This window comes from Pseudomonas spelaei, from assembly GCF_009724245.1.
GTDB lineage: Bacteria > Pseudomonadota > Gammaproteobacteria > Pseudomonadales > Pseudomonadaceae > Aquipseudomonas > Aquipseudomonas spelaei.
Window position 1 is genome coordinate 1 of record NZ_WNNK01000021.1, and the last position, 12345, is coordinate 12345.

Here is a 12345-nt window from a genome sequence, read left to right on the forward strand (position 1 = left end):
GTCCATGGGCCGTCGCAACAAAATGACCGGCGTGGCCGAGCAGTTCCAGTACATCCTGCGGGATGAGTCGATGCACCTGAACTTCGGTATCGACGTGATCAACCAGATCAAAATCGAAAACCCACATTTGTGGGATGCCGAGATGAAGGAAGAAGCGACCCAGATGATCCTGCAAGGGACTCAGCTGGAGATTGAATACGCGCGTGACACCATGCCGCGCGGGGTGTTGGGCATGAATGCGGCGATGATGGAGGATTACCTCAAGTTCATTGCGAATCGTCGCCTGTCGCAGATTGGCTTGAAGGAAGAGTATCCAGGGACGACTAACCCGTTCCCTTGGATGAGCGAGATCATGGACTTGAAGAAAGAGAAAAACTTCTTTGAGACTCGTGTGATCGAGTATCAAACCGGCGGCGCGCTGAGCTGGGATTGATCTCATGCGGCCCCATCAGGGGCCGTTTTGTTTTATGTGCTGATGCTTTTTTATGCCTAATCAAACCATCAAGACACCCTGTGTCGGCCTGTGCTCTACCGTTTACGGGGATCTGGTCTGCCGTGGGTGCAAGCGGTATCACCATGAAGTGATCCAGTGGAATGGCTACAGCAGCGAAGAGAAGCAAGCCGTGTGGCTGCGCCTTGAACAACTGCTGGTGCAGGTGATGGCCAGTAAGCTGGAAGTGCTCGATCCTCAGCGTCTGCGCCAGCAACTGGAAGACCGCAAGATTCGCTTCATGCCTCACCAGTCGCCGTACTGCTGGGCGTATCAATTGATCGCCCGGGGCGCGCGGGTGATGTCCAGGCTGGATGCGTATGGTTTGGCCTTGCTGCCGGAGTTTCGTGAGCGGGAGCTGACGGATCTGCGGGATGCGATTGACCGGGAGTTTTTCCTGCTGTCGGAGGCGCATTACGAGCGCTATATCGCGCCGGTTTTTTTGCGCGAAGCATTCGGGCCGCCGTTGATAGCCACGCTTTAAAGAACACCATAAACCCGTTGTAGCCGCTGCCGAGGCACGAGGCTGCGATGCGTGTCCGCAGGACCGTCGGGGGCTGCTGCGCAACCCATCGCAGCCTCGTACCTCGACAGCGGCTACACAGTCAGCAGGTCCAGGATGCTCCCCGCTCTGTGTCCACCCCATAACGCTCAATCGCCTGCTGACACACCTGCCGATCCAGAGCGCCCTGTTCCACCAACGCCGTCAGCGCCGCCAGCACAATGTGATAACGATCCACCTCGAAGAAGTCCCGCAATGCCGCCCGGGTGTCGCTGCGACCAAACCCATCGGCACCGAGTACCGTGTAGCTTGAATCCAGGTACGACCCAATCATCTGCGGCACCGCCCGCACGTAATCGGACACCGCAATCACCGGCGCGCCCTTGGGCAGACACTCAGCCAGGTGGCTCCGTTGCGCCGGCTGTTGTGGATGCAGGCGATTCCAGCGCTCCACCTCTCGCGCCTCGCGGGCCAGCTCACTGAAACTGGTGACGCTGAACACCTCGCTTGTCACTTGCCAATCATCTGCCAACAACTGCGCCGCCGCCTGGGCTTCGCGTACCAACGTGCCGGAGCCGAGCAAACGCACCGTGGCTTTGTCCTGCCCGCTGAGGCGGTACATGCCCTTGATAATCGCCGCCTCGACACCCTCCGGCAGACTCGGCTGCGGGTAGTTTTCATTCATCAACGTCACGTAGTAGAACTCGTCGACATCGTGCTCCAGCATCTGGCGCATGCCGTGGTCGAGGATGACCGCGAACTCACCCGCAAACGCCGGATCATAGGCGCGGCAGTTGGGCACGGTGGCAGCGGTCAGATGACTGCTGCCATCCTGGTGCTGCAAGCCTTCACCGCCCAGGGTGGTACGACCCGCCGTAGCCCCCAGCAGGAAGCCCCGGGCACGCTGGTCGGCGGCGGCCCAGATCAGGTCGCCCACGCGCTGGAATCCGAACATCGAGTAGTAGATATAGAACGGCAGCATGCGCAGGCCATGCACCGAATAGCTGGTGGCCGCCGCGACCCAGGAACTGATAGCGCTGGCTTCGCTGATGCCCTCTTCGAGTATTTGCCCGTCAGTGGCCTCGCGATAACTGAGGATCGAACCAATGTCTTCCGGCTCGTAACGCTGGCCGACACTGGAATAAATGCCGATCTGCTTGAACAGGTTGGCCATGCCGAAGGTGCGCGCCTCGTCGGCAACGATAGGCACGATGCGAGGGCCAAGGTCCTTGTCCTTGAGCAGATTGCTGAGCATCCGCACGAAGGCCATGGTGGTGGACATTTCCTTGCCCTGGGCCTGAGTGGCAAAGCCGCCGTAGCCGGACATCGGTGGCACGCTCACCGGCGGCGCCTGCTGGCTACGACTCGGCACATAACCGCCCAGGTCCGCGCGGCGCTGGTGCAGGTACCGCATCTCCAGGCTGTCTTCAGCCGGTTTGTAAAAACTCAGGGATTCGGTCTGCTCATCCGACAGCGGCAACTGGAAGCGATTGCGGAAGGCGATCAGTGACTCACGGTCGAGCTTCTTCTGCTGGTGGGTGGTCATCTTGCCCTGCCCTGCTTCGCCCATGCCGAAGCCTTTCTTGGTCTGGGCCAGGATCACCGTCGGCTTGCCTTTGACCTGTCGGGCGGCGTGATAGGCCGCGTGGATTTTCAGCATGTCATGGCCGCCGCGCTTGAGACGGTCGATCTGCTCGTCACTCATGCCCTCCACCAGTTTGGCCAGGGCCTCGCTTTGGCCAAAAAAGTGCTCACGGTTGTAGGCACCGTCCTTGGCGGCAAAGGTCTGGAATTGGCCGTCCACCGTCTGCGACAGGGTGCGCACCAGGCTGCCGTCCGTGTCCTTGGCCAGCAAGGCATCCCAGTCCGAACCCCAGACCACTTTGATCACATTCCAGCCGGCCCCGGCAAACAGCGCTTCCAGTTCATCAATAATCCGCCCGTTGCCACGCACCGGGCCATCGAGCCGCTGCAGGTTGCAGTTGACCACCCAGGTCAGGTTATCCAGGCCTTCGCGGGCGGCCAGGGTCAGGGCCGACATGCTTTCCGGTTCGTCCATCTCGCCGTCACCGAACACCCCCCAGACATGCCGATCGGTGGTGTCCAGCAAATTACGGTGCTGCAAGTAGCGCATAAAACGCGCCTGGAAAATCGAGCTGATGGGGCCGATGCCCATGGAGCCGGTGGGAAATTGCCAGAAGTCCGGCATCAACCAAGGATGCGGGTAACTGGACAGGCCGCGGGCGCCAGCCTTGAGGGCGCCGAGTTCCTGGCGATAGTGGGCCAGGTCGGCCTCGCTCAAGCGCCCTTCAAGAAAGGCCCGGGCGTAGATGCCTGGAGCGGAATGCGGCTGGTAAAACACCAGGTCGCCACCAAAGCGGTCATTGCGGGCACGGAAGAAGTGATTGAACCCCACCTCAAACAAGTCGGCGGCGCTGGCGTAGCTGGCGATATGGCCGCCCAGCTCGCCATAGGCCTGGTTGGCCCGCACCACCATGGCCAGCGCATTCCAGCGTACGACGCAGGCCAGGCGTTCTTCGGTGGCCAAGTCGCCGGGGAAGCGCGGTTGCTGGTCCGGGGCAATGCTATTGATATAGGGCGTGCCATGGCGTGGCTTCCAGCCGATCGCGGGTGTACCACCGACGGCGGCCAGCATGTCGAGGATTTCCCTGGCGCGTTCGGCGCCGGCGTTGGACACCAGCGATTCCAGGGCATCGCGCCATTCGGCCAGTTCTTCCTGATCCATCGCTGTCTGACTCACTGCACTCGCGAAACCGTTCATGGGCACCTCCGGGCTTTTTTTCCAGTTTATGTCGGCGCCTCAGGTTTTTTTGACTGTTATCGCCCGACCCAGGATCCTTTTTGAGCACAAATCCCTGTCAATCCTGAAATTCAAAGCACGTTGTGCTTCAACGCCCTGAACCCCGGTAATTGTGTTTAAAATGCCGCCCGCTCAACGACCGACGCTGCCCGATGAACCCAGACGCACTCGCCACCCTTAACGCTCATTTGCTCACCGCCCTGCACACTGCCCCGGCAGAAACCCGGCGCCTGTTCCACGGTCGTGGCCGCTGCTGGCCGGGCCTGGAGCAACTGACGGTGGACTGGCTGCAAGGAGTGGTGCTGGTCTCGCTGTTCAAGGAACCCCAAGCGGCCGAGCTCGAGGCCTTGAAACAACAGCTGATGCAAGTCACGGTCTCATCAGAATGGCAGCAGTGCGGCGCCCATACCCTGGCGCTGCAACATCGCTACCTGCCGCAAAGCACCACCGAATGGTTGCTGGGGGAGTCGGTCGACGAGTTGATCATCACCGAAGGCGGCCTGCGCTACCTGATCGACCTGGGCAAAAAGCAGAACAGCGGGCTGTTTCTCGACATGCGCTATGGCCGCCACTGGGTCCGCGAGCAAGCCCAGGGCCTGCGAGTGTTGAACCTGTTCGCCTACACCTGTGGGTTTTCCGTGGCGGCCATCGAAGGTGGTGCCGACCACGTGGTCAACCTGGACATGGCCCGTGGCGCCCTGAGTCGGGGCCGTGACAATCATCGGCTCAATGGCCATGACGTGAGCAAGGTGACATTCCTGGGCCACGACCTGTTCAAATCCTGGGCCAAGGTCACCCACAGCGGCCCTTACGATCTGGTGATCATCGACCCGCCCTCCTTTCAGAAAGGCAGTTTCCTGCTGACCAAGGACTATCAGCGGGTGTTGCGTCGTCTGCCGGATCTGCTCAGCCCGCAGGGCACCGTGCTGGCGTGCATGAACGACCCTGCGTTTGGCGAAGACTTCCTCATCGATGGGGTGACCCGCGAAGCCCCTGGCCTACGCTTTGAGCAGCGCCTGGAAAACCCGCCGGAATTCCCTGATGTCGACCCTCAAAGTGGTTTAAAAGCGCTGGTGTTCCGCCAAGGCTGATGCCGAATCGCCGAACGCTTGCTACGCTAATCGTTACGCCGGGAAGGTGAACCTTATCCCCCGTCACCCGGTCGATACATGCACCCCTTGGTCAGATTCGACGGCGCATCATCCAACCGTCGGCTGTCCCGTTTTACCTTCTGGAGAACGCCTTAGTGATATCGACTCTACATGTAGCCAGACTCAAAGCCTGGGGTGCCCATGGCTTTACCGCCACTGGCGTGGTTCTGGCGTTCCTGGCGACCCTGGCGTTGCTCGAGAACCAACCCAAGGCTTGCCTGCTCTGGCTGGGCCTGGCACTGGTGGTGGATGGCGTCGACGGTTCGCTGGCGCGAAGGGTCAATGTACAGACCGTACTGCCGAGCTTTGACGGCTCGGTGCTGGACCTGGTGATCGACTACCTGACGTATGTGTTTATCCCGGCCTTGTTTATCTATCGCTATATCGACCTGCCGGACTTCACCCACTTGTTCACGGTATCGGTGATCCTGGTGTCGTCGTTGTTCTGTTTCTGCAACGTCAACATGAAGAGCAAGGACAACTACTTCCAGGGCTTCCCCGCCGCCTGGAACGTCGTCGCGCTGTGCGTCTACATCATCGCCCCGGCGCCTTGGGTGACGCTGTTGACGGTGATCGGTCTGGCCCTGCTGACCGTAACGCCGATGAAGTTTTTGCACCCGTTCCGGGTCAAGCGCTTCATGCCGATCAACATCGCAGTGACCACGGTGTGGTTGCTGTGCAGCATGCTGCTGGTCATGAACTACCCGTACACCAACCACTTGACCATGGGGCTGTGGCTGTTGATGTCGGCGTATTTTCTGGGGATTTGTATCTGGCGTACGGCGGTGGAGTGGCTGGATAAATCCAAGTAACCCCTGTAGCCGCTGCCAGGCACGAGGCTGCGATGCGTGTCCGCAGGACCGCCCTCCGGGGGCGCTTCGTCGGGATGCCGCACCAAACATCGCAGCCTCGTGCCTCGACAGCGGCTACACCGAATGGCGTCAAAACGCCAACTTGTACCCGATCATCGCCAGCATCACCGCCAGGCACGGGCGCAGGATCCCGTCCGGCACTCGTCCGGTCATATGGCTGCCCACGTAGATCCCCGGCAGCGACCCCATCAGCAGAAAGCCCAGCAAGTGCCAGTCCATATTGCCCATGCTCGCGTGCCCCAGGCCCGCCACAAGGGTCAGCGGTACGGCGTGGGCGATTTCCGTGCCCACCAGGCGTCGGGTGGCCAGGAACGGATACAGAATAAACAACGCCACGGTGCCCAGGGCGCCTGCACCGATGGAGGTCAGGGCGACCATGGTGCCGAGAATCGCGCCGGTGACAACCGTCAGGCCGTTCAGGTTGCGTGGGTTCATGTGGTAGTCATCACCCGCATGGCGCTGGGCGAAGGCTAACAATTTTTTCTTGAACAGAATCGCCAGGGCCGTCAGCAACAGCACCACACCCAGTGCCTGCTTGATCACCGCGTTCATGGCGCTGGGGTCGGTGTGCAGGTTCTGGAGAAACCACAAGGTCACTAACACCGCCGGAACGCTGCCCAGGGTCAGCCAGCCGGTGATTTTCCAGTCGATATTTTTATTCTTGCCGTGCACCAGCACGCCACCGGACTTGGTGATGGCCGCATACAACAGGTCGGTACCCACGGCCGTCGCCGGGTTGATACCAAACCACAGCAGGATCGGGGTCATCAAGGAGCCCCCACCTACGCCAGTCATGCCAACGATAAAACCCACAACCAGGCCAGCCACCACGAAACCAAAATTACCCACATCCATTACAACTACCTGCGGCCTTATAAATTTCTGGCCGCAGCATAGCGATTTTTCTTATAACTACTTATATCAATACGATCTGACTTTATTCCTTTTATGCCAGACGCTGACACCGATAGGTCTGGGTCTGATAAGGAAAAGCTACCGTGTCGCGCCCCTGCAATGCCGGGTGGGTATGGATCAGGGTTTGCAGTTGTTCGGTCACCCGCGCCTTCTTGGCGGCTGGCAGGGCCGCGATAAAGCTGACAGACAGAAAGCGATCCATGATCACCTCTTGCGGGCTGCCGACATGGCTATACGCAAAACTGGTCATTTCAAGATCGGAAAAATACTGCCCGGTGAATGCCTCGCGCCACTGGCCAGTGTGAAAGCGCGGGGTATCGCCTTCATAAGGGGTAATGATTTCGGTGATAGCGGCGACCCAGTCCACCGACTCGTCGCGCACATTCCAGATCAACCCAAGGCGGCCTTCGGGCTTCAGTACGCGGTGGATTTCACGCAACGCGGCCTCTGTGGCAAACCAGTGGAACGCCTGGGCGCAGACCAACGCGTCGGCGGTGGCGGACTCAAGCGGGATGGCTTCAGCAGTGCCAGACAGCAAGCGGACATCCGGTAGCAGCTTGTGCAACTGGGCGCCCATGGCATCCACAGGCTCGACGGCAATCAAGGTGGGCGCGACAGTGTTGAGCAAACGGGTGAACTTGCCAGTTCCCGCACCGAGGTCGATGACCGTCGACTGGGCATTGATCGCCAGCGCCTGCGTCAACCAACCCGTCAGTTGCCGCGGATAATCCGGGCGGCCCTGGGCGTAGGTGGTGGCCTGGGTAGAGAACCCCTGTTGAGCAGACTTGTGAACACCGGACATCGTCAATCTCTCCTCTTGGTTGGCAGCAGGCACAGTGTAAGGTAACAAAATGTTATGGGCGGACCTTTTGCAGAAGCCCCATACAAACAGGGCCTGCATTTATGGGCACCCACTATAAAATCGGCTGACTCTTTTACAGGCTGCAATCATGTCTGCTCGCCACACCGCTAAACGCTTGTTGATCCTCGCCCTGGTGGTGATCCTGACCGGAATCGGCGCCGGCCTCGGCGGGATGTTCCTGGCCTTGCTGCTCCACGGCATTCAACACCTGGCCTACGGCTACAGCCTCGACAGCCTGATCAGCCACGAAACCTTCCTGCTCGGTGTTACCGCTGCGTCGCCGGAACGTCGGGTGCTCGTATTAATGAGCTGCGGCCTGCTGGCGGGCCTGGGCTGGTGGCTGATTTATCGTTACGGCCGGCCGCTGGTGAGCATCAAACAAGCCGTGTCGAGCCAGGCGCCGATCATGCCGCCCAAGACCACCCTCGCCCACGCGCTCTTGCAGATCATCACCGTAGCCCTGGGCTCGCCGCTGGGCCGTGAAGTGGCGCCCCGGGAAGTCGGCGCCCTGGCTGCTACCTGGCTGTCTCAACGGGCTCGGCTGACACCCGACATGCATCGCTTGATCGTCGCCGGTGGCGCGGGCGCCGGGCTGGCGGCGGTGTACAACGTGCCATTGGGCGGTGCGGTGTTTGTTCTGGAGGTGCTGGTAGGTGCCTTTAGTTGGCCAGCAGCGGTGATTGCCCTGACGACATCAGCGATTGGCGCTGCAGTAGCCGGGATCGGCCTGGGCACGGAGGCGCAGTATGTCGTGCCGCACTTCACCCTCGACCCTGGCCTGATCAGTTGGGCCATCGTCAGCGGCCCGGTGTTTGGCCTGGCAGCCTACGGTTTCACACGCCTGACCGGCGCAGCACGGGCCAACGCCGCCCGTGGCTGGCGCCTGCCGGTGTTGTCGTTGATCAACTTCACGATTATCGGTGGCCTGGCGATTTTCCTGCCGCAGATCCTCGGCAATGGCAAAGGCCCGGCGCAACTGGGTTTCGACAGCGAACTGACCATCGGGCTGGCCGCCGTACTCCTGCTGGTCAAGGTGCTGATCACCGCGAGCAGCCTGCGGGCCGGGGCCGAAGGCGGCCTGTTGACACCCGCGCTGGCCAACGGCGCCTTGCTGGCGATTATCCTCGGCGGGGCGTGGAACCTGCTGTGGCCCGGCGTACCGCTGGGTGCCTTTGCGATCATTGGCGCAGCGGCGTTCCTGGGCGCCAGCATGAGCATGCCGCTGACCGCGATTGTGCTGGTGGCGGAATTCACCCGTATCGACCATGACTTTCTGGTGCCGATCATCCTTGCGGTGGTGGGTTCTGTGTGTGTCAGCAAGCTGTGCCAGCAGTGGGAAAAAAGCCAAAAAGAGGCTGGATTAAAACCCTTGCAAGCGCCATCCTCCGCGCTTTAGGCCGCCCTGATCAGTGGCGCACGACGAACAAAGGACAATTCCATGCTCAACCAACCCCTGGCGCCCGCCGATTTCGAGTTCATCGAAGAAACCCTGTTGAAGTACGGCGATGACCATTCAGTGCTGAACCTGGCTGAACTGGATGGCTACTTCACCGCCCTGGTCTCCAGCCCGGCGCAAGTAGACGTCGCCGAATGGTTCCCGGCCATCTGGGGTGGGCAGAATCCGACCTGGGAAAGCCCTGAGGAAGCCAAACGTTTCCTCGACCTGAGCGTGCGCCATATGAACGCCATCGCCACCCAACTGGCGACCAACGCCCAAGGCTTCAAGGCCCGCTTTGAAGAGACTGAACACCAGGACCTGCCGCTGACCCTCGCGGAAGAATGGTGCTTTGGTTATATCCGTGGGGTTGCCGTAGGCAACTGGCCAGAACTGCCAGCCGAACAGGCCGGGCAACTGGAAAAGATTTCCTGGTGTGCCGAGCAGGATAATTTCGAACTGCCGGCGGACCTGGATGTAGCTTTGCATCAGCAACGGGTCAGCGCTATCGAACCCGCTGCGCGAGCGTTGCATTATTATTGGCTGGCCAAACGCTAAGCAAAAAAATGTGGGAGCGTGCTCCCACATTTCTCATGTGCAGTAACCCGTACTCAGCGGTTACTTGAAGTCCACATCAAACGCTTGATAGAACGCGTTGCCGGTGTTGGCCACGATCCACATCAGCACCAACACATGACGCCCCTTCTTGCCCTTTGGCAACGTCACCTCGTGTTCGACCTTGGCCTTCAGTTCGGCCGCATGCTGGTAGTACGGCACCTGGGTGTAAAAGTCCTCGAAGAACGGCTTGGCTTCCAGTTGCGCGCGGCTGATGCGTTGCTTGGGATCCCAGCCATCCTTGGTGATCAACCAGCGATAACCACGGGTTGTATGCGCTGCGGTGTACGCCCACTGCACCTTGAATACCTGGCCAGCATCGACATTCAACAGCGGCCAGCTAAAGGGAGTGTTGAGCTTCTTGCTCATTTCCTCGTCGGTAAAGTTGATGCAGTCACGGGCATCGGTCTTGCCACCGCTGAGGATATGGCCGTCGGCTGGCGGTGTGACACTTTGATCGTCGGTGTCATAGGGCGCAGGAAACGGCCCGGCGGTGAGGGACGGAAAGTTCTTGCCACCTTCCATCTCATTGACTTGCCAGTTCTCCAGCAGGCCACGTTCGACAGCCACCGAACCACGGCTGGCAGGGGTTACGACACGACCGTGTCGGAGTTCAGTTTGAGGTTTGTTCATTGCATTCACTCCTTGAGATTTGAGAACTCCCCGTCTTGGGAAGTGGCTCGAACTTACCCCACAAAATACTGGACATCCAGCCAGTATTTTTTGCCTCCACAATTCTTTTCCCTCGACTTTGCTGGCTACCAGCTATTTTCCTACAGCATTCCAGCCTCCCGTCCTACCAGCCCATGTGCTATAGGGCTACGTGTACCGAAGACAACCGCTTATCTACCGGCGCCTTCAGCTCTCAAGGATCATCTCGAAGCCGCCATAAATCATGCGCTGCCCATCAAACGGCATCGGATTGACCTCGGGTTTCATCCGCGGATCCTCCATCACCTTGCGCATTCCGGCGTCGCGCACTTGCCGGGACGGCCACAGGATCCAGGAAAACACTACGGTTTCATCGTCCTTGAGCTTGACCGCCATGGGCAGCGAAGTGACCTGGCCCTGGGGCACATCATCCCCCCAGCACTCGACGATCTTCAGGGCACCGTGCTCCTTGAACACCACGGCGGCGGCCTTGGCGTGCTGGATGAACTGTTCGCGCTTGGCGGTGGGTACTGCGATGACACAACCGTCGACGTAAGACATGGTCACTCTCCTGATTGGAAGGGATAAACAGCCAAGGGTGAAACAGGCCGTTCTGTGTGTAGTCGTTTCATGGGCCAACGAATCGACAGCCCTGCGGAAAACACCGACCAGTGGTGATCCCCGCTCGACAAGCACATCGTCTTTGGCCGATTATTCGTGTCCGCCAGCCGGCCACTCCCCGCCACCATGCCTTGAATCAGGAGCCTTGTACCTTGAGTTCGCAGAAAACCGTGACCGTTACACCGCCCAACTTCCCATTGAACGGCAAGGTAGCGCCCCCCGGCTCCAAATCCATTACCAACCGCGCCCTGCTGCTGGCCGCCCTGGCCAAGGGCACCAGCCGCCTGAGCGGTGCGCTGAAAAGCGATGACACCCGACACATGTCGGTGGCCTTGCGGCAGATGGGTGTGACCATTGATGAGCCGGACGACGTGACCTTCGTCGTCACGGGCCAGGGCAAATTGCAGTTGCCGCCGCAGCCGCTGTTCCTCGGCAATGCCGGGACGGCGATGCGCTTCCTGACCGCCGCAGTGGCCACGGTGCAAGGCACGGTGGTCCTCGATGGCGACGACTACATGCAAAAGCGCCCCATCGGCCCGCTGCTCGCGACCTTGAATCAGAACGGCATCCAGGTTGAAAGCCCAACCGGCTGCCCGCCCGTGACCGTGCATGGCGTCGGCCGGGTCCAGGCCAAGCGCTTCGAGATCGACGGTGGCCTGTCGAGCCAGTACGTCTCGGCGCTGCTGATGCTGGCGGCCTGTGGTGAGGCGCCTATCGAAGTGGCGCTGACCGGCAAGGACATTGGTGCCCGCGGTTATGTCGACCTGACCCTGGACTGCATGCGTGCCTTCGGGGCGCAGATCGAAGTGGTCGACGACAGCACCTGGCGCGTGGCCCCAACCGGCTACACCGCCAATGACTACCTGATCGAACCGGATGCTTCCGCCGCCACTTACCTGTGGGCTGCCGAAGTACTGACTGGCGGCAGTATCGACCTGGGCGTCGCGCCGCAGGACTTCACCCAGCCGGATGCCAAGGCCCAGGCGGTGATTGCCGAGTTCCCGCACATGCCGGCCACGGTAGTCGGTTCGCAGATGCAGGACGCCATCCCTACCCTCGCCGTGCTGGCGGCCTTCAACAACACGCCGGTGCGCTTCACCGAGCTGGCTAACCTGCGGGTCAAGGAGTGTGATCGGGTCCAGGCGCTGCATGACGGCCTGAACGAAATCCGTCCGGGCCTGGCGACCATTGAAGGCGATGACCTGCTGGTGGCCAGCGATCCGGCCCTGGCAGGCACGTCGTGCAACGCACTGATCGACACCCACGCCGACCACCGTATCGCCATGTGCTTTGCACTGGCAGGGCTGAAAGTGTCGGGGATCAAGATTCAGGATCCGGACTGCGTCGGCAAGACCTATCCTGAGTACTGGAAGATGCTGGGTAGCCTGGGCGTCAAGCTGAGCTACTGAG

12 protein-coding genes are annotated in these 12345 nt (G+C 60.4%); 7 read left to right on the forward strand and 5 right to left on the reverse strand.

Annotated features, from left to right (window positions below):
• Nucleotides 1-433: ribonucleotide-diphosphate reductase subunit beta (locus GNF76_RS21870; RefSeq protein WP_178123136.1), on the forward strand; the 433-nt coding region annotated here is incomplete at its 5' end.
• Between the two features lie 52 nt (nt 434-485).
• Nucleotides 486-974 (forward strand): DUF1289 domain-containing protein, encoded by a 489-nt coding sequence (locus GNF76_RS21875; protein WP_155585162.1) that lies wholly within the window; start codon nt 486-488, stop codon nt 972-974.
• Nucleotides 975-1095: 121 nt separating this feature from the next.
• Here the strand turns inward: GNF76_RS21875 and mdeB are convergent, their stop codons facing one another.
• Nucleotides 1096-3774 (reverse strand): alpha-ketoglutarate dehydrogenase, encoded by a 2679-nt coding sequence (mdeB, locus tag GNF76_RS21880; protein WP_155585163.1) that lies wholly within the window; start codon nt 3772-3774, stop codon nt 1096-1098.
• 191 nt (nt 3775-3965) lie between these two features.
• Between mdeB and GNF76_RS21885 the strand changes: the two genes are divergently transcribed.
• Together GNF76_RS21885 and pcsA are read left to right on the forward strand one after the other, a co-directional pair.
• The gene (locus tag GNF76_RS21885) at nt 3966-4904 is read left to right on the forward strand and encodes a class I SAM-dependent methyltransferase (RefSeq protein ID WP_155585164.1); all 939 of its coding nucleotides are present in this window, start codon (nt 3966-3968) and stop codon (nt 4902-4904) included.
• 155 nt (nt 4905-5059) lie between these two features.
• Nucleotides 5060-5776: a phosphatidylcholine synthase gene (gene pcsA / locus GNF76_RS21890; RefSeq protein WP_178123482.1), complete on the forward strand. Its 717-nt coding sequence runs from the start codon at nt 5060-5062 to the stop codon at nt 5774-5776.
• 129 nt (nt 5777-5905) lie between these two features.
• On the opposite strand, the gene GNF76_RS21895 is transcribed toward pcsA, so the two are convergent.
• On the reverse strand, nt 5906-6691 hold the full coding sequence (locus GNF76_RS21895) for a sulfite exporter TauE/SafE family protein (RefSeq protein ID WP_155585166.1): 786 nt from the start codon (nt 6689-6691) through the stop codon (nt 5906-5908).
• Nucleotides 6692-6782: 91 nt separating this feature from the next.
• Nucleotides 6783-7553, reverse strand: a complete 771-nt coding sequence (locus GNF76_RS21900; protein ID WP_155585167.1) for a class I SAM-dependent methyltransferase — start codon at nt 7551-7553, stop codon at nt 6783-6785.
• A gap of 148 nt (nt 7554-7701) precedes the next feature.
• Between GNF76_RS21900 and GNF76_RS21905 the strand changes: the two genes are divergently transcribed.
• Together GNF76_RS21905 and GNF76_RS21910 are read left to right on the forward strand one after the other, a co-directional pair.
• Nucleotides 7702-9009, forward strand: a complete 1308-nt coding sequence (locus GNF76_RS21905) for a chloride channel protein (RefSeq protein ID WP_155585168.1) — start codon at nt 7702-7704, stop codon at nt 9007-9009.
• A 42-nt stretch (nt 9010-9051) separates the two neighbouring features.
• On the forward strand, nt 9052-9606 hold the full coding sequence (locus GNF76_RS21910) for a UPF0149 family protein (protein WP_155585169.1): 555 nt from the start codon (nt 9052-9054) through the stop codon (nt 9604-9606).
• Between the two features lie 60 nt (nt 9607-9666).
• Here GNF76_RS21910 and GNF76_RS21915 read toward each other — a convergent pair whose 3' ends face one another.
• Together GNF76_RS21915 and GNF76_RS21920 are read right to left on the reverse strand one after the other, a co-directional pair.
• Nucleotides 9667-10296, reverse strand: a complete 630-nt coding sequence (locus tag GNF76_RS21915; protein ID WP_155585170.1) for a lytic polysaccharide monooxygenase auxiliary activity family 9 protein — start codon at nt 10294-10296, stop codon at nt 9667-9669.
• Between the two features lie 225 nt (nt 10297-10521).
• Nucleotides 10522-10875, reverse strand: a complete 354-nt coding sequence (locus tag GNF76_RS21920; protein WP_155585171.1) for a DUF1428 domain-containing protein — start codon at nt 10873-10875, stop codon at nt 10522-10524.
• A gap of 212 nt (nt 10876-11087) precedes the next feature.
• Here GNF76_RS21920 and aroA point away from each other — a divergent pair, with 212 nt between their 5' ends.
• A complete protein-coding gene (gene aroA, locus GNF76_RS21925) occupies nt 11088-12344 on the forward strand; it encodes a 3-phosphoshikimate 1-carboxyvinyltransferase (RefSeq protein ID WP_155585172.1) in 1257 nt (418 codons plus the stop codon).
• Nucleotide 12345: the final 1 nt, after the last annotated feature.

Coding starts and splice junctions, on each gene's coding strand:
- GNF76_RS21875 (WP_155585162.1), top strand. CDS start 486: ATGCCTAATCAAACCATCAAGACACCCTGTGTCGGCCTGTGCTCTACC.
- mdeB (WP_155585163.1), bottom strand. CDS start 3,774: ATGAACGGTTTCGCGAGTGCAGTGAGTCAGACAGCGATGGATCAGGAA.
- GNF76_RS21885 (WP_155585164.1), top strand. CDS start 3,966: ATGAACCCAGACGCACTCGCCACCCTTAACGCTCATTTGCTCACCGCC.
- GNF76_RS21895 (WP_155585166.1), bottom strand. CDS start 6,691: ATGGATGTGGGTAATTTTGGTTTCGTGGTGGCTGGCCTGGTTGTGGGT.
- GNF76_RS21900 (WP_155585167.1), bottom strand. CDS start 7,553: ATGTCCGGTGTTCACAAGTCTGCTCAACAGGGGTTCTCTACCCAGGCC.
- GNF76_RS21905 (WP_155585168.1), top strand. CDS start 7,702: ATGTCTGCTCGCCACACCGCTAAACGCTTGTTGATCCTCGCCCTGGTG.
- GNF76_RS21910 (WP_155585169.1), top strand. CDS start 9,052: ATGCTCAACCAACCCCTGGCGCCCGCCGATTTCGAGTTCATCGAAGAA.
- GNF76_RS21915 (WP_155585170.1), bottom strand. CDS start 10,296: ATGAACAAACCTCAAACTGAACTCCGACACGGTCGTGTCGTAACCCCT.
- GNF76_RS21920 (WP_155585171.1), bottom strand. CDS start 10,875: ATGTCTTACGTCGACGGTTGTGTCATCGCAGTACCCACCGCCAAGCGC.